Source organism: Acinetobacter amyesii (genome assembly GCF_023499985.1).
Classification (GTDB): domain Bacteria; phylum Pseudomonadota; class Gammaproteobacteria; order Pseudomonadales; family Moraxellaceae; genus Acinetobacter; species Acinetobacter amyesii.
Map to the genome: position 1 here is coordinate 1 of NZ_JAMCOU010000006.1, position 21008 is coordinate 21008.

General features: G+C 39.2%; 22 protein-coding genes. 9 read left to right on the forward strand and 13 right to left on the reverse strand.

What is annotated here, in order from left to right; translation table 11 throughout:
- The 3 genes from M5F03_RS00050 to M5F03_RS00060 form a co-directional block, all read right to left on the reverse strand.
- Positions 1-1115: phage late control D family protein (locus M5F03_RS00050; protein ID WP_249705777.1), on the reverse strand; the 1115-nt coding region annotated here is incomplete at its 3' end.
- A gap of 690 nt (positions 1116-1805) precedes the next feature.
- A complete protein-coding gene (locus tag M5F03_RS00055; protein WP_180102989.1) occupies positions 1806-2369 on the reverse strand; it encodes a TetR/AcrR family transcriptional regulator in 564 nt (187 codons plus the stop codon).
- Between the two features lie 287 nt (positions 2370-2656).
- Positions 2657-3292, reverse strand: coding sequence for a cation efflux transmembrane domain-containing protein (locus M5F03_RS00060; RefSeq protein WP_180077517.1), 636 nt, complete (start codon positions 3290-3292; stop codon positions 2657-2659).
- A gap of 76 nt (positions 3293-3368) precedes the next feature.
- Here M5F03_RS00060 and M5F03_RS00065 point away from each other — a divergent pair, with 76 nt between their 5' ends.
- The 3 genes from M5F03_RS00065 to M5F03_RS00075 all read left to right on the forward strand — a co-directional run bounded on the left by M5F03_RS00065 (position 3369) and on the right by M5F03_RS00075 (position 5524).
- Positions 3369-3785 (forward strand): Cd(II)/Pb(II)-responsive transcriptional regulator, encoded by a 417-nt coding sequence (locus tag M5F03_RS00065; protein ID WP_180089094.1) that lies wholly within the window; start codon positions 3369-3371, stop codon positions 3783-3785.
- Between the two features lie 80 nt (positions 3786-3865).
- Positions 3866-5260: a prephenate-dependent tRNA uridine(34) hydroxylase TrhP gene (gene trhP / locus M5F03_RS00070; protein WP_249705778.1), complete on the forward strand. Its 1395-nt coding sequence runs from the start codon at positions 3866-3868 to the stop codon at positions 5258-5260.
- Positions 5261-5269: 9 nt separating this feature from the next.
- Complete coding sequence (locus M5F03_RS00075) at positions 5270-5524, forward strand: YfhL family 4Fe-4S dicluster ferredoxin (RefSeq protein ID WP_078194533.1); 255 nt, start codon at positions 5270-5272, stop codon at positions 5522-5524.
- 281 nt (positions 5525-5805) lie between these two features.
- Here M5F03_RS00075 and ahpF read toward each other — a convergent pair whose 3' ends face one another.
- A complete protein-coding gene (ahpF, locus tag M5F03_RS00080; protein WP_249705779.1) occupies positions 5806-7371 on the reverse strand; it encodes an alkyl hydroperoxide reductase subunit F in 1566 nt (521 codons plus the stop codon).
- A gap of 433 nt (positions 7372-7804) precedes the next feature.
- On the opposite strand from ahpF, the gene M5F03_RS00085 reads away from it, so the two are divergent.
- Entirely contained in the window at positions 7805-8413 is a 609-nt protein-coding gene (locus M5F03_RS00085) for a DsbA family protein (protein ID WP_078192895.1), read from the forward strand.
- An 87-nt stretch (positions 8414-8500) separates the two neighbouring features.
- On the opposite strand, the gene M5F03_RS00090 is transcribed toward M5F03_RS00085, so the two are convergent.
- From M5F03_RS00090 to M5F03_RS00100, 3 genes are read right to left on the reverse strand one after another with little or no spacing between them, the layout of a single operon-like run.
- Positions 8501-9421 carry a hypothetical protein gene (locus tag M5F03_RS00090; protein WP_249706023.1) on the reverse strand — a complete coding sequence of 307 codons (921 nt, stop codon included), beginning with the start codon at positions 9419-9421 and terminating at the stop codon, positions 8501-8503.
- A gap of 41 nt (positions 9422-9462) precedes the next feature.
- Complete coding sequence (locus M5F03_RS00095; protein WP_111885756.1) at positions 9463-10593, reverse strand: toxic anion resistance protein; 1131 nt, start codon at positions 10591-10593, stop codon at positions 9463-9465.
- Between the two features lie 16 nt (positions 10594-10609).
- A complete protein-coding gene (locus M5F03_RS00100; protein ID WP_078192897.1) occupies positions 10610-11401 on the reverse strand; it encodes a tellurium resistance protein in 792 nt (263 codons plus the stop codon).
- A 316-nt stretch (positions 11402-11717) separates the two neighbouring features.
- Between M5F03_RS00100 and M5F03_RS00105 the strand changes: the two genes are divergently transcribed.
- The gene (locus M5F03_RS00105) at positions 11718-12206 is read left to right on the forward strand and encodes a TIGR00645 family protein (RefSeq protein ID WP_078189122.1); all 489 of its coding nucleotides are present in this window, start codon (positions 11718-11720) and stop codon (positions 12204-12206) included.
- Positions 12207-12266: 60 nt separating this feature from the next.
- On the opposite strand, the gene M5F03_RS00110 is transcribed toward M5F03_RS00105, so the two are convergent.
- The 5 genes from M5F03_RS00110 to M5F03_RS00130 all read right to left on the reverse strand — a co-directional run bounded on the left by M5F03_RS00110 (position 12267) and on the right by M5F03_RS00130 (position 17498).
- Positions 12267-12971, reverse strand: coding sequence for a Crp/Fnr family transcriptional regulator (locus tag M5F03_RS00110; protein WP_249705780.1), 705 nt, complete (start codon positions 12969-12971; stop codon positions 12267-12269).
- Between the two features lie 117 nt (positions 12972-13088).
- Positions 13089-14051, reverse strand: a complete 963-nt coding sequence (locus M5F03_RS00115) for a TauD/TfdA dioxygenase family protein (RefSeq protein ID WP_249705781.1) — start codon at positions 14049-14051, stop codon at positions 13089-13091.
- 247 nt (positions 14052-14298) lie between these two features.
- Positions 14299-14703, reverse strand: a complete 405-nt coding sequence (rnk, locus tag M5F03_RS00120) for a nucleoside diphosphate kinase regulator (RefSeq protein ID WP_078192900.1) — start codon at positions 14701-14703, stop codon at positions 14299-14301.
- Positions 14704-14864: 161 nt separating this feature from the next.
- A complete protein-coding gene (gene glyA / locus M5F03_RS00125) occupies positions 14865-16118 on the reverse strand; it encodes a serine hydroxymethyltransferase (protein WP_111885761.1) in 1254 nt (417 codons plus the stop codon).
- A 156-nt stretch (positions 16119-16274) separates the two neighbouring features.
- Positions 16275-17498 (reverse strand): alpha/beta fold hydrolase, encoded by a 1224-nt coding sequence (locus tag M5F03_RS00130; protein WP_249705782.1) that lies wholly within the window; start codon positions 17496-17498, stop codon positions 16275-16277.
- Positions 17499-18123: 625 nt separating this feature from the next.
- Between M5F03_RS00130 and M5F03_RS00135 the strand changes: the two genes are divergently transcribed.
- The 4 genes from M5F03_RS00135 to M5F03_RS00150 all read left to right on the forward strand — a co-directional run bounded on the left by M5F03_RS00135 (position 18124) and on the right by M5F03_RS00150 (position 20664).
- Positions 18124-18822 (forward strand): 3'-5' exonuclease, encoded by a 699-nt coding sequence (locus tag M5F03_RS00135; RefSeq protein ID WP_180004204.1) that lies wholly within the window; start codon positions 18124-18126, stop codon positions 18820-18822.
- Positions 18823-18910: 88 nt separating this feature from the next.
- On the forward strand, positions 18911-19630 hold the full coding sequence (locus M5F03_RS00140; RefSeq protein WP_249705783.1) for a hypothetical protein: 720 nt from the start codon (positions 18911-18913) through the stop codon (positions 19628-19630).
- A gap of 217 nt (positions 19631-19847) precedes the next feature.
- Positions 19848-20204, forward strand: a complete 357-nt coding sequence (locus M5F03_RS00145; RefSeq protein ID WP_249705784.1) for a hypothetical protein — start codon at positions 19848-19850, stop codon at positions 20202-20204.
- A 166-nt stretch (positions 20205-20370) separates the two neighbouring features.
- Complete coding sequence (locus M5F03_RS00150; RefSeq protein ID WP_078192906.1) at positions 20371-20664, forward strand: hypothetical protein; 294 nt, start codon at positions 20371-20373, stop codon at positions 20662-20664.
- Positions 20665-20721: 57 nt separating this feature from the next.
- Here M5F03_RS00150 and M5F03_RS00155 read toward each other — a convergent pair whose 3' ends face one another.
- Positions 20722-20934 (reverse strand): hypothetical protein, encoded by a 213-nt coding sequence (locus M5F03_RS00155; RefSeq protein ID WP_078189132.1) that lies wholly within the window; start codon positions 20932-20934, stop codon positions 20722-20724.
- Between the last annotated feature and the right edge of the window lie 74 nt (positions 20935-21008).

The window sequence follows — 21008 nt, forward strand, 5'->3', positions numbered from 1 at the left end:
AATTGTTTGTCTGCACCACTGTGTTGATCGATTTCTGGGTGTTCATTCAGTTCAAACCAATAACCCACTTGGGTATCACGCACAGTCGATTGTGCACTGAATTTTTTCGATTGTAGCTCGTGGTAGCGCGTTAGGTTTTGATTCAGTTTTTCAATTTGGCTATTGGATGAAGCCGTAGCTTGGTCTTCGCCTTTTAAATCTTGCATCCATGCAGGGCTGATATGCCATGCTTGCTCCAAACTTAAGCTGGCATTGTCTTGGCTTTGGCTATGCTGATGTTTGCTTTGAACTGAACCTGCGCCTTCTTCTTGGTTTAGTCCATCGGCTTGCCAGCGCTGCACATGGACCGCAGTCGGTTGAATGCTACGCTCACCGATCAAGCTGGTGATGCTGTCTTGTTTTTCAGTGGCGCTAGAACGATGAAAGCGGATACTACGACGGCTGAGCGCTTGATATTGGCTATTGTCATCAATCAGGCGGAGTTTTTGTTTTTCAATTNGNGCTGAGGAATGCGGCACTTTCAACTGTGCTTCATCNATGAGCCANTTAATGCCTTCACTGCGCCAAAGTCGCGTTAAAAAGTCATAATCGCTTTCATTCGACTGCATGATGAAAGGTCGTACATCATAGTTTTGGCTTAAACCGCTTAGATCTAGCGTTAGACTGGCAGCAAAGAGCGGACTTTTGCTTTGCCATTCTTTAAAAAGAGTTTCACTGACATCACGCACCGATTTGTTCATAAACACACGGCTGTTCCTGCGTTTATGCCACAGCGATGTTGCATCTTCTAAAGTGAGTTTATACAGCGTGAGTGAACCGTCACTCTGCCCTTGGGTGGCTTCGGTAATAATACCCGTGGTACGGAAGAGTTCGCCCTGATCGGTCACTTGATCAACCGCGACCTGTGCGCCAATAAATTGTTTTAGTGGAATAAGGGCATTGGTAGATAGGCAAATCAAAGTCGCTTGCACGCCTTGGTTTAAGACATGCTCTCCATCAATACGTTGAATAAAAAGCTCGTCATTCAACGCAGGGTTGGAAAATTGCACATGAATGGCACGTTTTTGGGCGGATAGACCCAATTGTTCTAATACAGCAAATATTTTGCCTAACATAATAAAAATTCTAAATTGTAATCATGGAAATAATTTTGCTGCTAGTTTAGTCAAATTCATCAATAAACTTAATGCTTAAAACCATAGAAGATGTTTCGTTATGTAAAATCCACGATTAAAAAATTCACTTAAAAATAAAAAGCTGAGAACCCACGCACTAAATACTTATTGCATATAAAATATTCAAAAAATGGTCTTAGACCATGCACTTGCATCCAACACGTAGCGTCACTCACATAAATGTAAAAATAGTTTTATCATCTAATTTACATCGAGCTTAATGATCAATTTTTTAATATTATCTTTAAAAATAGTGGATTAATTTAAACTTAAGCTAGATTAAAAAACACACAAACCTTTCTTTCCTGTCTTGTAATTCACCTAAGATCCCCTATAATTCAAAAAAAACAGACAAGTCTGTCTATTTTGCTGCAAAAACCGAATGAATTTAGCATTCAGAGGGTAAAAATATAAATGAGAGAAAACGTATAAAACGTTCGAAAATCAAATCATTGACTTAAGCTAACAAAGTGAATGATTTGAACGCACAATTGTCAGCAAAGCGCGATTACCCCAAATAATCGCGCTTTTTATTTTCTTAGAATCTTAAAGCATGTGAAAAAAATTGATGGTTAATCAATACAAATATGTCGTCTCTAGATTTAAAACCCAGATGCCTACAAGCAAATTTTAAGCGGCCAATTCCAAACGAATTAAGGTTTCAACTCGCTTCCAATAATCTGCTAAATGCACTTGGTTGGGGTCAATTTGGGCTTGAATGGTCATGCCATCCAAAATACTACTCAGAAATGCAGCAAGTTGTTCAGTTTGCTGAATGCCCAGATTTTGCAAGGCAGTACTTAGTTTTGATTTAAGCCACTCTTTATAGTCGATCGCAGGTTGCAATGAAGACGGATAAACTTTAGATATTTCTTCTACTGCTTTTTGAAACATACAACCATTAAAATCTGCGGTATGAAACCAAGCATCGTACCAAGCAAAAATGGTTTTAATATGCGAAAGATGGTCTTCTGGATCACATTCTGCAATAGCAGCTTCAAGTGATTCCTGTAAATTAAGATTTCGAATCACGAGACATTCTTCAATTAATTTGGCTTTAGAGGGGAAATATTTATAAAACGTCATTTTAGCAACGCCCGATTCCCCAATAATTCGATCTATACCAATCGAGTTATAGCTATAAGAATTGAAGAGTTGGAGCGCAACGTTAATGATGTCTTGCTTTTTCGACATTTAATTTACCTGATGCACCAATGGGGCCTAAACATAAAGCTTTTAAGGTAGAAAACCTAATTTTTAAACATGATTTTCGCGCGCTATTGTAAAGCATAACTTAATTGGAGTCTGCAGATAAAACCTCAGCATCCCATTAAATATCGTCTGATTTCAGAAGATTTATCGATATAGCAGTCAGGAAAATTTCGTATAAAACTGACGGCTATTTTAATTTCAACTAGCGATTTAACGTCTATTCATCTGCGTTAAAAACATGGATAAAATGAATGCCATTAACGGTGGATTTAAGAGCAAGGGGTACTCAGAATATCTTTTTGCTTACGCTCTTGCAGTGCTTTTCGAATCACCTGATAACCGCCCGTTAAACCTAAAATCGCCATGATTGCGGCCACGATCAAATCTGGCCATAGACTGCCTGTACCAAATACCCCAACAGCCGCCAAGATCACCGCGACGTTACCAATCGCATCATTACGGCTACATAGCCAAACGGATTGCATATTGGAGTCACCTTCACGGAAGGCATATAAGACGTATGCACAGATGACATTAGCGGCTAAAGCCAAGATACCAATCACCCCCATGGTGATCGGTTCAGGTGCGATCCCATTTGCATAGGCATAGAGCACTTTGGCAATCACAACGATCCCAAACGCTGCCATGACAAAACCTTTCACCAAGGCAACTGTTGCACGCCAATATAAACTGGCGCCTAGCACGGCTAATGAAACTCCATAATTAACAGCATCACCAAAGAAATCTAACGAGTCCGCCCAAAGCGCAGAAGAATGTGCATAAGCCCCGCCAATCAGTTCCACCAAAAACATCATGGCGTTAATGATTAAGGCGATCCAAAGCGCGATACGAAATTTACTGTTGGGTTTGCTTGGTGCTGGCTCATGACTACATGTACATGCCATAAATGTGCTCCAATTTAAAAATCAATGGATATGTATTATTCTTATTCAAAACTATGGACTCACTCCAAGGTCAAGCATGAACGTACAAAAACATTATTTGATTAAAGAATTGTCCACCAAATCTGGGGTAAGCGTTGACAGTATTCGCTTTTATGAAAAGAAAAAACTGCTGAAACCTAGCTTCCGCGCAGACAACAATTATCGCTATTATGATGAAGAAATGTACAAACGTTTGGTTTTTATTAAGCGCTGTCGAAACCTCGATATTTCTCTCACCGAGATTCAAACCCTGCTTGAACTTGAGCAATCCCCTACACAAAGCTGTCATGCTGTGAATGAATTAATTGATAATCACATTCGTCAAGTTTCTGAAAAAATTAAAGAATTAGAAAATTTTAAAATACAGTTAAGTAAGCTCCGTGCCAGTTGTAATGAAACCAGCCAAATCAATGATTGCCAAATTTTAAAACATTTGGAAAACGGAATATCTTGAAAACCCAACTAAAATACTTGGTTGAATCCTTTTTTTAGATCACTACAATAAAGCCATAAATTTTTTATGCCTTTATTGACATGACGATTCAACACGTAACCGAACTCCTCTCACCTGCTGGCTCATTGAAAAACATGCGCTACGCATTTGCTTATGGCGCAGATGCCGTGTATGCAGGTCAGCCGCGATATAGCTTACGTGTGCGCAATAATGCTTTCGACCATGACAATTTAAAAATTGGCATTGAAGAAGCTCATGCCTTAGGTAAAAAGTTTTATGTGGTGGTAAACATCCAACCGCATAATTCAAAACTGAAAAATTTCATCCGTGACCTTGAACCTGTGGTTGCCATGAATCCTGATGCACTGATCATGTCTGACCCTGGTCTGATCATGATGGTGCGTGAACATTTTCCAGAAGTGTCCATTCATTTGTCTGTACAAGCCAATGCGGTGAACTGGGCAACGGTTAAATTTTGGAAAAATATGGGACTGACACGTGTCATTTTGTCACGTGAATTATCAATCGAAGAAATTGAAGAAATTAAACACAATGTACCTGATATGGAAATTGAAGTTTTCGTACATGGTGCATTATGTATGGCTTACTCCGGTCGTTGCTTACTTTCTGGCTACATGAATAAACGTGATGCAAACCAAGGTGCATGTACCAATGCATGCCGTTGGGATTATAAAATTCACGATGCAGTTGAAGATGAAACTGGTGATGTTATTCCAGTCACACAAATTGAAGAATCATCATGCTGCAATAATAAAAATGCCGATGAGCAACACGCCCTAAAACAACACCAATTCGGCGAGCCGGTTTTATTACAACGCAATGAAGAAGACATGTTTGCTGCCGAAGAAGATGAACATGGCACTTATTTCATGAACTCGAAAGACTTGCGTGCTGTACAGCATGTTGACCGTTTAACCAAAATGGGCATTCATTCTTTAAAAATTGAAGGCCGTACCAAGTCTTACTTCTACTGTGCGCGTACCGCTCAAATTTATCGTAAAGCCATCGATGATGCCCTTTCTGGTAAACCGTTTGACCCTGCTCTCATGTCTCAGCTTGAAGGTCTTGCGAACCGTGGTTATACCGAAGGTTTTCTACGCCGCCATGTTCATAGTGAATATCAGAACTATGAAACCGGCTCTTCACGTTTTGATCATCAACAGTTTGTAGGTGAAGTTTTAGAACGCAATGGCGACTCTCTTAAAATCGAAGTGAAAAACCGTTTTGTTGTAGGTGATTCTTTAGAACTGATGACCACTTCAGGCAACATCACCTTCGTTTTAACTGAAATGAAAGATAAAAAAGGTAATCTAATTGACGATGCCAAAGGTTCAGGTCATATCGTGGATATTCCTGTGCCTGCCGATGTCGATATGCGCTATGCCTTACTGATTCGTAACTTACCCAATTCGACAGTGGATATTTCGGCTTCGTCTTTAGCGTATCAGGCTTGAGTTCGCTTTATGGCTTTGTTGATTACAGATAAATGCATCAATTGTGACATGTGTCTACCTGAATGTCCCAATGATGCCATTTATGAAGGCTCAAAGATTTATGAAATTGATGTCGCACGTTGTACTGAATGTGTCGGTTTCTATGAGCACCAAACTTGCGTTTCAGTTTGTCCGATTGAGTGCATTATTCCGCATCCGGAGCATATCGAAAGCCAAACTGATTTATTGGAGAAGTTTAAGGGTTTGAATTTATTTAAATCTTAAATGCTTGGTGTGATTGGCGTAAGACTTGCTTAATCCACTTTATATAGAGAAACAACCTTGGGGAAAGTATAAAAATAAGGTTGTAAAACAAAAATAGCTGGGCAACGAATAGGATTCAAAATGTGTGGGGACATTTTTGAATCCTAATTTTGCAGACAAAAAAAGGAACTCCGGTGTTAGCGTCCAAAGTTCCTATAAAACGAGAATATTAAGAAAAATAATATTCTAATGACAACATTCAGCGCGGCCAGCGTGTTTCTCGAAACACACTGGCCTTTCTTTTATTGACCCGAACGGATGATGTAATCAAAAGCAGACAATGATGCTTTCGCGCCTTCACCTGTTGCAATGATGATTTGTTTGTAAGGTACTGTTGTACAGTCACCTGCGGCAAATACACCTTTCACATTGGTTTCGTTACGTTCGTTAATTACGATCTCACCACGGTTTGAAAGTTCAACTGCTGTTTCTTTTAAGAAATCAGTGTTTGGTAACAAACCGATTTGTACAAAGATACCAGCCAATTCAATCGTTTTGATTTCATCAGTTGCACGGTCTTTGTAGTTCAATGCAGTCACTTGTGAACCATCACCGACCACTTCTGTAGACAATGCATTCATGATCACAGTGGTATTCGGTAAACTGTTTAACTTGTCTTGAAGGACTTGGTCAGCACGAAGCTTAGTATCAAACTCAACTAGCGTTACATGTTCCACAATACCTGCAAGGTCAATCGCCGCTTCGACACCTGAGTTACCACCACCGATCACTGCAACACGTTTACCTTTAAACAATGGACCGTCACAGTGTGGACAGTATGCAACACCACGAGTACGGTATTCTTGTTCACCCGGAACGTTCATTTCTCTCCAGCGTGCACCTGTTGAAAGAATCACTGTTTTAGATTCAAGTTTTGCACCATTCTCCAAAGTCACTTCAACTAAGCCATTGGCTGTTTGGTCAGCACCTTTGATGTCAGATACACGTTGCAAGTTCATTATGTCCACACCGTATTCACGTACATGTGCTTCCATTTCAGCAGCAAACTTAGGACCTTGAGTCTTTTGAATCGACGTGTAGTTTTCAATGTCCATGGTATCCATCACCTGACCGCCCATGCGTTCAGCCACGATACCTGTTTTGATACCTTTACGTGCTGCATAGATTGCAGAAGTATTCCCTGCAGGACCACCACCAATCACAAGGACATCAAAGGCTTCTTTGGCATTTAACTTTTCAGCATCTTTTGCAGAAGAGTTAGTGTCTAATTTGGCAATGATTTCTTCCAAGGTCATACGACCTTGACCGATGTGATTGCCGTCTTGGAATACCATTGGTACAGCCATGATTTTGCGTTCTTCCACTTCGTCTTGGAAGAATGCACCATCAATCATGGTTGCAGTTGTACCCGGGTTGTAAATTGCGATCAAGTTAAGTGCTTGAACCACGTCAGGACAGTTATGGCAGCTTAAAGATACAAACACATCAAAGTCAGTTTTAAGACCTAGACCTTTGATGGTGTTCAGTACTTCGTCAGAAACTTTCGGTGCATAACCTGAAGTTTGTAGCAAAGCTAGAATCAAAGAAGTGAACTCGTGGCCCATCGGTAGACCTGCGAAGAATACACGTGGTGTTTCACCTGCTTTTGCAATACCAAAGCTTGGCGCACGGCTGTTGTTACCGTCAAAACGTGCAGTCACTAAATCAGATAAAGCGGCAACTTCGGTCACCAATTCTTTAATTTTGTCTGATTTGTCCGTGCCGTTTAAAGTCGCGACGATTTCAATCGGGCCTTCAAGGCGTTCAAGTAAGGTTTTTAATTGAGCAGAAGTATTTTGATCTAACATTGCTAACGTCTCCAGAGGAGTAAATTTATTTGATGAGAGAATGATAGAACAAACCATTAAATAGGTGAAACGGTTTGTTTTTATAAAATTAATCGGTTTTACAAATCAAATGATTAAATTTCTTTCTAAATCATAAATATATGGTCGCATATTAACATTAAAATGATTTGTTCATACACATATATCGTGACAAATTCCTCATTTTTTTCTTTTTTATTGAAATCACACCAAGCCTGCGCAAGACCCACTTACGCCCTGATCAATTACAAAATCTTTATAAAGCTTTAAGTTTCAATTCAGCAAGTCGGCATTAAATCAAATGAAATATCAGGTGATTTGACTGCTTTTGAGATCCATCAATAAAGCCGCAATCTATTCCTTGCATCAATCAGCCATCGATCTACATGTATAAAAATCAACAGTGAGCAGAATAATGAAAATTGAATTTGTCTTTGATATTGTTTATCCCATGAGTTATGTGGCGTTTCAAAAGTTGAAGCAAAACTGGAATGAACATACCGCAACGCGTGTAGAGCTATTGCCGATTCAGCGTGTTCCTGAAATTCCTGAACAAGGCTTAGATGTGCTGCAGTATTTAACCGATAAGTATGGCGCGAGTGCCGCAAATCGAAAACTCGAAATGACAAAGTTTGCCGCTTATAGCGAAGATGTGATTGTCAATATTGAACACATGAAACGTATGCCAAACAGTCAACTGGCACATCAAGCTATATTGGCCTTGGACAATATTCTGGACCAATATGCCCTGACCCAAGCCCTATTCCATGCATTATTTGCACACGGTCAAAATATTGCTGATATTCACGTTTTAAAAAGCATCATTGAAGGCATTGGTTTAGATGGCTCAAAAGTACTGCGCTCAATTCAACATAAAGATATTGCAGACCGTCAGCATGAAATTACACAGTATGTAAAATCAAAGGGACAGCACCCGATTCCTTTTTACCTTGTGGATGGCGAAGTGAATGATCAGACTTTTTCTACACAGGAACTTCGACAACTGTTTCATCGCGCAAGTTAATCTACCCAAGATCAAAAATCCCCATACAATGTGATGGGGATTTTATTCGAAGACAAATTACTTATCTGAAAAGAACGCCACTATTTGTTAATGAAGTCCCTGCTCAATTCGAATAATCCGTGATTTGAACTGCTGAGAAAGCAGATACAAAATTAAGCTCAAAATCAGCGTGAGTACTATCACGACGATCAACACCCAACGTACAACAACTTCTACTACATTGGCTTGCTGAACTTGTTTTTCCACGCTTTGCGCCATCGGTGTCATGGTTTTATCAAATAGCTGATTTTGCATCGCCCAGAGCTGTTCAGGCTGAAAACCGTATTCACGGAATTTTGCTGGATTTTGTTGCTCGGTATTGATTAAGGATTGCACCAAAGGAATTGCTGTCGCACGATCTACAGGCTTATGCATCAAAGCAGCTTGTGCAAGTAAATAGGCTTGCACGGGTTTTGCCAATTGTGCATCTTCCATTTCGAAAGCCAGCTGGCTTTCCTGAATATTTTTTTCATAATGTACCAATCTTTGATCTGCTGCACGATCATCATGATTAAGGTCATATTGCACATAGGTTAAGCCTGACCAAAGCACAATAAACGATAAAATCCAGCCGACAAATTTCAATACAAAAGATTGGAATCGAATTCTAAAAAATTGAAATTTTTTTAGAAAACCAACCAAGAAAAATGCGCCAATAAATGAAACGATGAGTTTTAGAAATAACCAACCAATAAAGGATAAAAAGTTTAAAAAATAGTCGGAAGACTCACCAAGTTGATATGTCAAATCACCTGCACTAACGGGAATATGCAGTTGCTGTACGCTAGAACTTAGGCCAAAAAAGCTATAAACCATATCATGCTGAATAAACAACATCACAGCTGAAACGATCAGCACAGAAACACTGGTTAAGGTCAATAACGTCAAATTGCGTTGACGCTTCTTAATGGTTTGAAGCCCTGTTTCCAGTTGCTGCGGATTTAGCGCATATTCATCAATGGGAGGCAAAGACATACTCCTTCAGATTATATTTTCACCTCCCTCACCGTTTATGAAGAAGGGTTTGAACCACTCGATTCAATTACTAAATGATTCAAATTGTTTTGTAAGGCACGAATACGTGTCGTCGCTTCTTCACGCTTTTGTACACCTTCTTTCTGAATTTGAATCACATCATTAACGGTTTTAATGAGGGTATTTTGCACATGTTCAAGTGTTTCGATATCAATCACTGAACGCTGATTGGCTTTTGCTGTATCGACAGAGTTTTGATGCAACAAATCTGCATTGCGTTTTAACAGGTCATTGGTCGCATCATCAATGCTATTTGCCAATTGCACGCTGTTCTTTTGTTCTTGCAATGAAATCGCCAAGCTAATTTGGTTTTTCCAAGCCGGTAATGTGATGTTTTTAATTGCATAAAACTTATCGACCAACATCAAATTGTTGGATTGAATAATACGAATCATCGGCAAGGTCTGCATCGCAGACTGTTGCAAGATCTGTAAATCACTCACACGTTTTTCAAGATTATTTGCCAAATGATTGAGGTCATAGATTTTTTGCGTAGTGGTTTGATCTTGAACTTGAGTGGTTAAGCTTGCAATTTCCTGTTGAATTTCTTGCTCTTTCAACTTACCTGCGGCGATATACACCCCTAATTGTTTATATTCGTCTTGTACGCCTTCAAACATTTTATCTAAGGTATTTACACGCGCTTTTAAGCCATTTTGCGAAGTTTCAATTTCTTTGACCAAAGCATCAATTTGCTCTTTGGTGGTATTAAAGTGCTGATCAAAACTTTGCTTGGCACCTTTAAATTTACTCAGTAACCCACCAAAAAATCCTGAGCTTTTAGATTTATTTAAAATGCTCGTAGTGTTTAGCTGCTGTGCGACTTGTACCACCTGATTGAGCTTTTGACCTGTCGCATCTAGATCTTTATTTTGCACCAAATTTAATAATTCATCGGTATAGGTCGACGTCTTGGTGGCAATGTTTTTACCATATTCAGCAACACTATTATGACTTAAATCTGCCAATTCCTTACGTGCAGCTTCGACTTCGTGAAAATCGGAAGTTTGTAAGCCAATTTCCTGCAAATTGAGTTGCTGAAACTTTTCTTCAGTCAATTCTTTGCTAACTTCAACGGGTAAATTTTTGGCATCTAAATCGGTCATAACTCACCTTATATTTCTAAGACTTAGAGGAGTTCTCTAATGATTTTTTTAAAGTTTTAATCAAATTTTCACGGCTATTATCAAGCTTTTCCAATGAACTTGTCGAGTTACTTTGACGACTTTGTTTCACATGATATTGCCATGCTGGAATCAACACCTGCTGAGCTTCCTTATATCGATCTAATAATTCAAAAGAAAGCTGCTGAGAAAGCTGCATTTGCGTAATCGCAATATCATTACTGGCTTGTAAGGTTTGCAACGTATTCACCTTTTTCGATAAACGTTCTGCAAAGTTGTCAAGCGGATGCTGATTTTTCACAAACTGTGGGTATTCCACCAAGAACTCTTCAGCCGCGACGATATAGCGCGCCATTTGCTCACGTAAACCCTGCAATTGATTAAAACGTGCTTGGGACTTTTGAATTTCTAACTGTAACTTTTGGCTCAGATGATTTGCCCGATCAAGTAATTGATCTAGATTTTTATAATATTCAACTTGTCCGGACCCATATTCCAAATCGATGCCTAACCATTTTTGCAGGGCATTAAATTTGCGTGTCTTTAAATATTTTTTTGAATTGGCTAAGGCTTGAATCAGCTGCTCAATGGTTTGACTAAGTTGTTTCGTCAACTGAGGGTCAACACCGTCTAGCAGCACCGACTGTGCTTGAATTAATTGATCTGCATAATGATTTAGACGATATTGATCGGTCAGTAATGGCACAAGGTCATTCCGCTTAATCGAAAGCACTTCCGCCCGATCTACCGTAATATCCTTTAACGGCACCAATACATCAATTTGTGACATAGCCAATTAAACTCAATAAAATCATTTTTATACTACAAGTTCTGCCATAAAAGTCTTGTAGTATTTTGCAAAAAATACATCTATTTCATCGGTCAAATTTCGTTATTAAATTCAACCGTTGCATATAGAACCGCCAAAGCAGCCATACAGCTTCATTTCTACTGATATGATGACCTACACAGATGAATTCAAGCTTAAGATACCCAAAGATTCAATCTAGATTTAAATTAAACAACTGACTCTACATGAATTATTATTAAAATTTAATCCATATACTTTAGAACCAAATATTAGATCAATAATTTTAGAGGCTTAAATGGAACGTTTTTTCCATAACACAATGTATGCAGCACGTTGGATTCTGGCTCCCGTGTACTTTGGTTTATCCTTTGCACTGCTACTGCTCGCGATTAAATTTTTCCAAGAAGTCATTCATGTCCTTCCGCATATTTTAGAATATTCAGAAGCTGACCTGATTTTAGTCATCCTCTCTTTGGTCGATATGACTATGGTCGGCGGACTGATTGTGATGGTGATGTTTTCTGGCTATGAAAACTTTGTTTCCCAACTGAAAATAAATGAATCGACCAATCGCTTGAACTGGCTCGGTACTATGGATGCCAATTCATTAAAACTCAAAGTTGCAGCGTCAATCGTGGCAATTTCTTCGATTCATTTATTACGTATTTTTATGGATGCGAAAAACATCCCCAATGACAAAATCATGTGGTACATCATCATGCATTTAACCTTTGTTTTTTCTGCTTTTATGATGGGATATTTGGATAAAATCAGTAAGCACTAATCTAGATAAGGTTAATGAAGCCATTTGCGATAATGGCTTCTCGTCAAATTTTAAATCTAGTTATTCATCAAGTTCACTCATTCGCCTTAAACGCCCAAGATCCAAGATCACGATTTGTCCATAATTCCACGCGATCACCTGTGTTTGAACAAATTGCTGCAGATGTTTATTCAACGTTTGGCGTGAAATATTAAAAGACTCTGCAAATTCCTGCTGACTGAGTCTCAAAGGAATTTCCTGCCGACAGCCATATTGTTCATAGAGTCGAATCAAATGTCTAGCAATACGCTGCTCTAGCGTTGCTGTTCTCAAATAACGATTATGCTCAAACATCAAATACATGCGTCGACTGAGAGATTGCACGACATTCCAAAGCGCCTGTGGATCTCGCTGTAAAACCGCTAAAAACGTTGTTCCAGAAATGATCGCCACCTCGACGTGTGTCGCAGCAAAATAATCATAATTCAAAGGCTTTTGTTGTAAGAGTGCGACAAAATTAAATACCGACTGGCGACGGATATAGTCATTTACAATCAATTCACCATTATTTTGCAACCAACCAATTTGTAGCGTACCTGAAAGCAAAATATAAATATCTTGCACGATTTGTTGTTGTTTTAAGATGTGCTGCTGCGAATGAAACCGTGAATATTTCACCTGTTGCACAAGCTGTTCTAAAGTCTGATCGCTAAAGCCCTGAAAGATGTCTTCATTACGCAAAATTTGCAACAAATGTTGTTGGGCGGTGTTCTTTTGATCGCTCACGTCTATAAAAAAATGCCTAAGATCTCATCGATCTTAGGCAAGTGCTGAAAAATGTAAAACTATTGTTTTTCGCATTATTTATCTGTTTTTATGCTGTTTTAAATGACGCTCTCATACTTAAGATGCTTTCTCATAAATACGACCAGCTTCAGAACGCAAGTTTGAAATATCCGTGTTTTGAATATTTTTCAGCACGGTACTCGGCTGACCATTTACATCGACAGGTACATCGCCCTCGATAGTGACACGTGAGGCGATACGTAGCTCATCACCATAGTCATTGATGGCACGGTGCTGCGTCGCACGATTATCCCAAATCGCAACATCACCAACCGCCCAGCGCCAACGCACAATATTTTCCCATTGCACGATTTGCTCTTGAAACAGTTCAAATAGGCGTCGTGACTGTGCCGGACTATATCCACTGAAGCGTTTAAAGAAGTGACCCAAAACCAAACTTTTTTCACCTGTTTCAGGATGTACACGCACCAAAGGATGCTCAGTTTCCACTTCTACCGCGGTACGGAATAAATGGCGACCTTCTTCATTGTACTGACCTTTCGGCGCCGCATAGTCATAACTATTACTATGCACCACGCGTAATTGTTCCGCCAACTTTTGCAGCTCAGGACTTAAATCTTCATAAGCGGTCACGGTATTGGCCCAAACTGTATCGCCACCATGTTCAGGTGCAACTACATTTCTTAAAATTGTGGCTTTAGGATAATTGGGCAAAAACGTAATATCGGTATGCCACGAATCTGCGCGCCCACCACGTGAGTCAATTGACAACGTATGTGCTGTACCATCTTTGAGTGGCACACTTGGGTGATTCAACGGATTTCCTAAAAGTCGTGCAAAGGCTTCTTGTTCTAAATCTGTGAGATCTTGCTGTCCACGCACAAATACAACTTTATATTTTAATAGTGCATGATTAAATTCATCGACCACGCTTTTGTCTAAATTTCCAGACAACTGAATGCCAGAAATTTCCGCACCAATACGACCGGTTACAGGTTTTACTTCAATATGCTGATATTGATAGTCTGGATTGTAATGATTCGATTCTAATTGTGTCATAGGGCTCTACCTTATTCTTCAAATTATTAAGCAACGATGGTGTTGTTGAAATAAAGTGTGCCGACTTCGTGCCCATGACTCTGTCAATTATTTGACAGTTTTCCCAAGTTAAACTGCTATGGTTGTAATGAAATCTGCTTAACAACATTTGCACATTTCATATCTAAAAATGCAATAAAGAAAAAATAAAAAAGCCATCGGTATCGATGGCTTTGTGTGCGGATTTTATCTGTATATCACAGCGGAATTATAGATAATTCCCTTCACGCTCAGGTTGATAGAGCACTTTAATGATTTTGACTTTCATGGTATGACCATCAGGCTGCGGCCATTCTATTTCCTGCCCTTCAGCCAAACCTAAAATGGCAGCGCCCACTGGAGCCAAAACATTGACTTGACCTTTATCGCCACGAAAATCATGTGGATAGACCAGTGTAATTTCGGTTGCTTCTGTCGCAGGTGCAATGTTAATGAGAACTTTGGCATTCATACTCACCACATTGGCAGGGACATCTTGTGGAGCAACCACTTCAGCGCGCGCCATCTCATCTTCCAAATGCTCCATTGTCGGCGTCAACTTAGACTGATGCTCCAACATGGTTTCTAAGCGATGTAAATCTTGTTCTGAAAGAATAATATTGGGTTTTTTCATATAAAGTTCCTTTGCGACCTTGCCAACAGATCTATAGCGATGGGCAAATTTTTTGTTATCTCTTATTCCGTTATATCAGAAATATAAATGTTTAGATAACTTTTGAATTTTTCTGATGACATAAAAAAAAGCCCCCTTGAGGGGGCTTTCTCAAGTCAGACTTATTTTGCGTAAACTGGGAATTTAGCGCAAACAGCAGCAACTTTTTCTTTCACTGCAGCAATCACAGCTTCGTCACCTTTACTGTCTAGAACGTCAGCGATCCAGCCTGCAAGGTCACGTACTTCAGCTTCACCAAAACCACGTGTTGTTACAGCAGGAGTACCGATACGGATACCAGAAGTCACGAATGGAGAACGTGGATCGTTTGGTACTGAGTTTTTGTTCACAGTAATGTGAGCAGCACCTAACCAAGCATCGGCATCTTTACCAGTAATGTCTTGTTTAATTAAAGATAATAAGAACAAATGGTTCTTAGTACCGCCAGAAACAACATCATAACCACGTTCGATTAGAACTTCAGCCATTGCTTGCGCATTCTTAACAACTTGTTGTTGGTAAGCTTTATATTCAGGCGCCATTGCTTCTTTGAAGCAGATCGCTTTAGCCGCTACAGCGTGAACTAAAGGACCACCTTGATTACCAGGGAATACAGCTGATTGTAATTTTTTCTCGATTTCTTCATTTGCTTTCGCAAGAATTAAACCAGAACGTGGACCACGAAGTGTTTTATGTGTAGTCGTTGTAGTTACGTCAGCAATTTGTACTGGGCTTGGGTAAACACCAGCAGCAACTAGACCAGCTACGTGAGCCATATCTACGAATAAGTAAGCACCAACTTTGTCCGCGATATCTCGGAAACGTTGCCAATCAACAACTTGGCTATACGCAGAGAAACCAGCCACGATCATTTTTGGCTTGTGTTCTTCAGCTAAACGTTCAACTTCTTCATAGTCGATTTCGCCAGTTTCTGGGTTCAAACCGTATTGAATTGCGTTGTAAGTTTTACCAGAGAAACTAACTTTAGCACCGTGAGTCAAGTGACCACCGTGAGCCAGGCTCATACCTAAAACTGTATCGCCTGGGTTAAGTAGCGCAAGGTAAACTGCAGAGTTTGCTTGTGAACCAGCGTGTGGTTGAACGTTTGCATAATCAGCACCAAACAATTCTTTAGCACGGTCAATGGCCAATTGTTCGATCACGTCTACATACTCGCAACCGCCATAGTAGCGTTTGCCAGGGTAGCCTTCTGCATATTTGTTAGTAAGTTTTGAACCTTGAGCTTCCATTACTGCAGGTGAACAGTAGTTTTCTGAAGCGATTAACTCAATGTGCGCTTCTTGGCGAGCATCTTCATTCGAGATCGCTTGAGCTAATTCAGGGTCAAATTGAGCAATAGAGGTGTTGGCAAACATTAGCGAGGTCCTATTAAATTAGGGCTTTTAAGCCGTGCTAAGATTGGCGCGTATTGTAGCATGAAGTTTTAGAAATGAGAGAGGGAAGTTTGTGCTGTTTTTAAATAAATAATGCCCGTGTTGAATCTGCACGAGCACTATTTAAGTCAAATCAACTTATTGATTTGGCATGAGAGTCTCTACATCTTGCACAAAATTTGCCAGATTATCGGTATAAATACTAATATGATCTGCTGTCGCTTGCTCACGATAGTCAATCGATGTTCCCGGCTTAGCAAGGCTAATCATAAATTTAGTCGCATCTGCTGGAATGGTTTGATCGGCTTTACCTTGATAAATGATGATCGGCGTTTTCACCGCTGTCGTTAAAGGCTGTGAACCTTCACTCATAAAGTTTTGGATTGGCTTTAAAGTTAAGAAATCAGACTGCGTGCGGCCATAGTTATCCAAAGTCGTGTTCTGACTCGCATAACTGAGCATGTCATCTTGAATTAACTTGGTTAACTCGCCTGAACACACTGTTTCAGCCTGAGGTGCAATCGCAGCCAGATGTCCACTAAATACTTTTGAATAATCCACACTGTTTTTATGCCCTTGCATACCCGCAATGATCTGCGCAGTAAAACTGTCTAAAGGTGCATAAATCATACTTTGCACGGTTGCAGGTTTACCTACTGCTAACTTCTCGCCTGCGTCAAGAATGAGCGCAAGATTATTTGCAGGTGCTATGGCAATCGTTCCCTTATAATTTAAGTCAGCACGCGATGCGAATTCAGCTGCACCTAATACGGCTTGACCACCTTGAGAATGTCCGATCGAAAGCCAATCCTTCGACACCGTTTTACCTTGACTGGTTAAGTAACTTCGAGCAGCGACAACGGCATCGGTAATCGAAAAGGCTTCACTTTTTAGATTCAGATAAGGATGGTTTTCACGTCCACTAGGTTCCCCTAATCCTTCATAATCGGGTGCCACAACGACATAACCCTTTGCCAATAACATTTGCAATAAATATTCAGTGCCTTGCAAACCTTGTCGGCTCGGAGCGCATTTATCAGCCACACCGGTCGTTCCATGTGCCCAAGCCACAATTTTCCAACCACCTGCCGGAGCAACTGTTTTTGGGGTAAAGACTAAGGCTGTGGCTTGAACAACTTTGCCATCTACTCCTAGCATTTTATAAGTCATCAATCGGCTGTCTGCACTCACAGCAGGCATATTGTCTTGACTATAGGCTGTTGTAGTTACCACCGGATTTTTGATCTGATTGAGATCAGCATTTGTTTCAGGATTACTAAATTGTTGGTCATTACTATCATAACCGCAGGCTGCTAAAAATAGCATACTGCTGACTAAAACCGTTAAACGCAGCATTTTCATTCCATGATCCTTTTGTTTGTTGTTTTAAAGTCAATTTTTCATTGAATATGAATCATTAAATACATGGAACAAACTTTTGTTCAAGCCTAATTTTTAAGCAACTACTCTTATTTTAATTTATCAAATTTAAATAGAACTAAAACTTTGTTTTAGCTCGATATGTATTAATAGCATTCAAATACATCAGCCACCCTGATCTCAGAAAAATGGCTGAACTTATATTTCTGATCATTGGATACAGATTGGGCTATTTTTCGGAGGTTAAAGCAAAATGTAAAATCAACAAAAATGCTGTCCCCCCTGCCAACTACACAATCATATGCACAAAAGTAAAGCCGAAAAACCACCATGCCATTGATCGTAAACATATTCTAGTGCTTAATCCACTTAGCGACATTTTTGGATATCACGATGGACAAAAGCCTTTAAAATAAGTCGATTTAGAAGATGGTTTAGCTTTATCCCGCTGTAAAGGTTTTATTTCGGCAGATGCGATAAAAGCAGATTATTTAAACACTGCGCAGCCATCTTCATAATATTCCTACAAATAATCACAGCATGGGTTTGTCAGTGTGGATGTGATCATGTACATTCATAAACATTATTCAACATGCTGGAACTGGACATGCAAGCCATCATTCTCGACACAGAAACCCATACACTAAATGGACAACCCATCGAGATTGCCTATGCTCCAATTCAGGTGGCAGATGCCAAAATCACCTTAGATAAATCTAAAATTTTTGATCAACTATATCGTTGTGATGAAGCTATTTCTTTTGCAGCGATGGCTGTTCATCATATTTTAGAATCAGATCTTGAAGGTCAGCCCCACTACAGCAGTTTTGAACTCCCATCAGAGACGACATATATCATTGGGCATAATATCGACTACGATATTCGAGCGCTCGAAAAATGCGGTGTAGATAGTTCAAAAATCAAAGCCATTTGTACCCTTGCGCTAGCTCGTCGTGTTTGGCCTGATGCAGAAGCGCATAATATTTCTGCCTTGATATATATGATCACCAAAGGCAGTGAAAAAGCCCGTGAAATGATCCGTAAAGCTCACCGCGCAGATATGGATATTATTTTAACTGCCAATATTTTGATGCATATTGTGCATCACTTAAAAATCAACAGCATCGAAGAATTATACGAAGCTTCGGAAGATGCTCGCATTCCACGCAGTATTAATTTTGGTAAACACCGTGGTACCGCAATTGCAGAATTACCTGCGGACTATGTGCAATGGCTATTACGTCAAGATGACTTAGACCCTTATTTGCGTAAAGCTTTAGAAAACTCTGCTGTCATTACTCTATAAATCATTGATTGTTTAATATTTTCTTAATATTACTGTCATTATCACTGCATAGGATTGCCTTAATTCTTTTGAGCTATGGAATTAAGGCATGTTCAACTATCAAAAAACTGAGCTGGGTTTTCAAACTTTAAAAGACCGACAGCTTGCATTAAATGCAAGACAACGTCGTCTGCTACTCTTAATTGGTAGTGATGACTTTAACCAAATGCCAGTGCATTATCAGCAGCGGATTGCTGAAGTGTCCTTGCTCGAGCAACTGATGGAACTTGGGCTGATTCAGCCAATTACAGCACATGATCATCAACGCCTTCAAAAATCCGATTTTTCTGCTTTTAATACACCTAAAATAGCGTCAACAAAAACATCCGATCGCATAGCGCAAGAAAATGTCACACTTGATAAAATTTCAATGCCAACGATGGAAGTTCCTCATACTCATTCACAGCACGAAATAACTGACTCCCTGCCAATGGATGCAATTGGCTTTATACCCCATCAATTTAATCAAGCCATACCTGAAAACATAACATCAAACAACCCTGTATTAGCAGAACAAATCATTAATTTCATCGAACATGATTTTGATGAGTTACAGAATTTTATGTGCAGTTACTTACAGCGTTATTGTGGACTGATGGCAAAAAAATTAATACTTAATATTCAACAGGCCACGGACATTGCAGAATTAAAAGCCTGTCAGATGCAATGGATCACCTGTCTAAATGAATCCAATATTCAACCTAAACTCTTACAACATGCATTACAGCAAATTAATTACAGTCTAAAAAATCTGCAACAACTGATTTAACTTAGAGACTTTTCCTCACTTCTCATTCAAAAAACAACTTAATGAGGTGAGTTATTCTTCACACATATCAATATAAAGAATTGAATTTTATTAACTTTATCGATTCACTTATTTCATTTATGGTTTTAACTGCTGTTTTATACGACCTTCCCCTAATGTCAATCAACAGTAAAAAATCGCAAGAATAAAACCGATCTCCTAGCGTTTGAGCATGTCAATGTCACAACAGTTTTGTTTAGAATTTGATTCTTTCGATAATCCTATGCAACTCAGCAAAATTGGCAATTGGGTATTTACCTTCTTAACCTCACAAGACGAATTGCCTAATGTTCAATTGGCCATTACCTATGTCTTGCCACGAAAAATTAGTGATGACTTACAACCTCGACGTGTGGTCATTCAAAATACAGCCATTGAAACAATTTGGCGTATAGAACAAGTCGAATGCTTTAACAGCCAAACGAACCAAGAACTCACCTTTACAGCAGCGGAACCTCAAGCTCAATTGATTTTAAACAGTATCATTGAAGAATTTGCCCGTTATGATGTCCCATTGCTATTCAAGCCGCTTTAATTTAAAGCGAATTCCAACTTATTTTTCATAAAGATTTAAGCTGTCTCAATGATTTAACCAAAGTTAGCTAGATAGACATTAAATGAAAAATAATCCATACAGATTATTGTTGCTCAATTCATATACACTATTCCTGCTCAATAATTTTTGACCATGGATAATAAAAATGAATTTAGCCAATTATTCTAATGATCAGGCACTCATCCTTTTCAACCTATATAGCAGCCTTGAACAATGTCTAGATGCGATTGGACATCTGCACCTTGGACCAAAACTAGTGCTGACCGACCATGATGTATCAAAAGATCATATGATCGTGCAACGTTTTCAAGCTGGAGTTTTAACTCAAGAAATTCAAGTGCGTAAACAAGACGTTGAACTGTCTTCTAGCAATCCGATGACGCGATATCAGTTACTCTCTTATATTTTGAATCAATTTAAAGTAGATCAAACAACTTAAATTTTTAACTCTAAAATAAAAAAACTCACCATAAGGTGAGTTTTTTATTCATTCAATTTATGCTTCTAAAAGTTTGTAAATACTGTCCGATTTTTGACTTTCAAAAAGTAGTTCGATACTGGGTAGGATGATTTCACCTGCAATAATGATATGTTCAATGCGATGAAACAGCGCTCTTGAATCTTCTTCTGAAGGATTACGCACCAAAGCTTGTGCTTCATAAACCTGACTAAATTGGTCCTTCACTTTAATATCGATCATCTGTGTCATAGTGACGTCTCTACTTGTTTTAATAATTGAATTTTTTATATCACACCTTTACGCAACAACCTGCTTTGTAAATG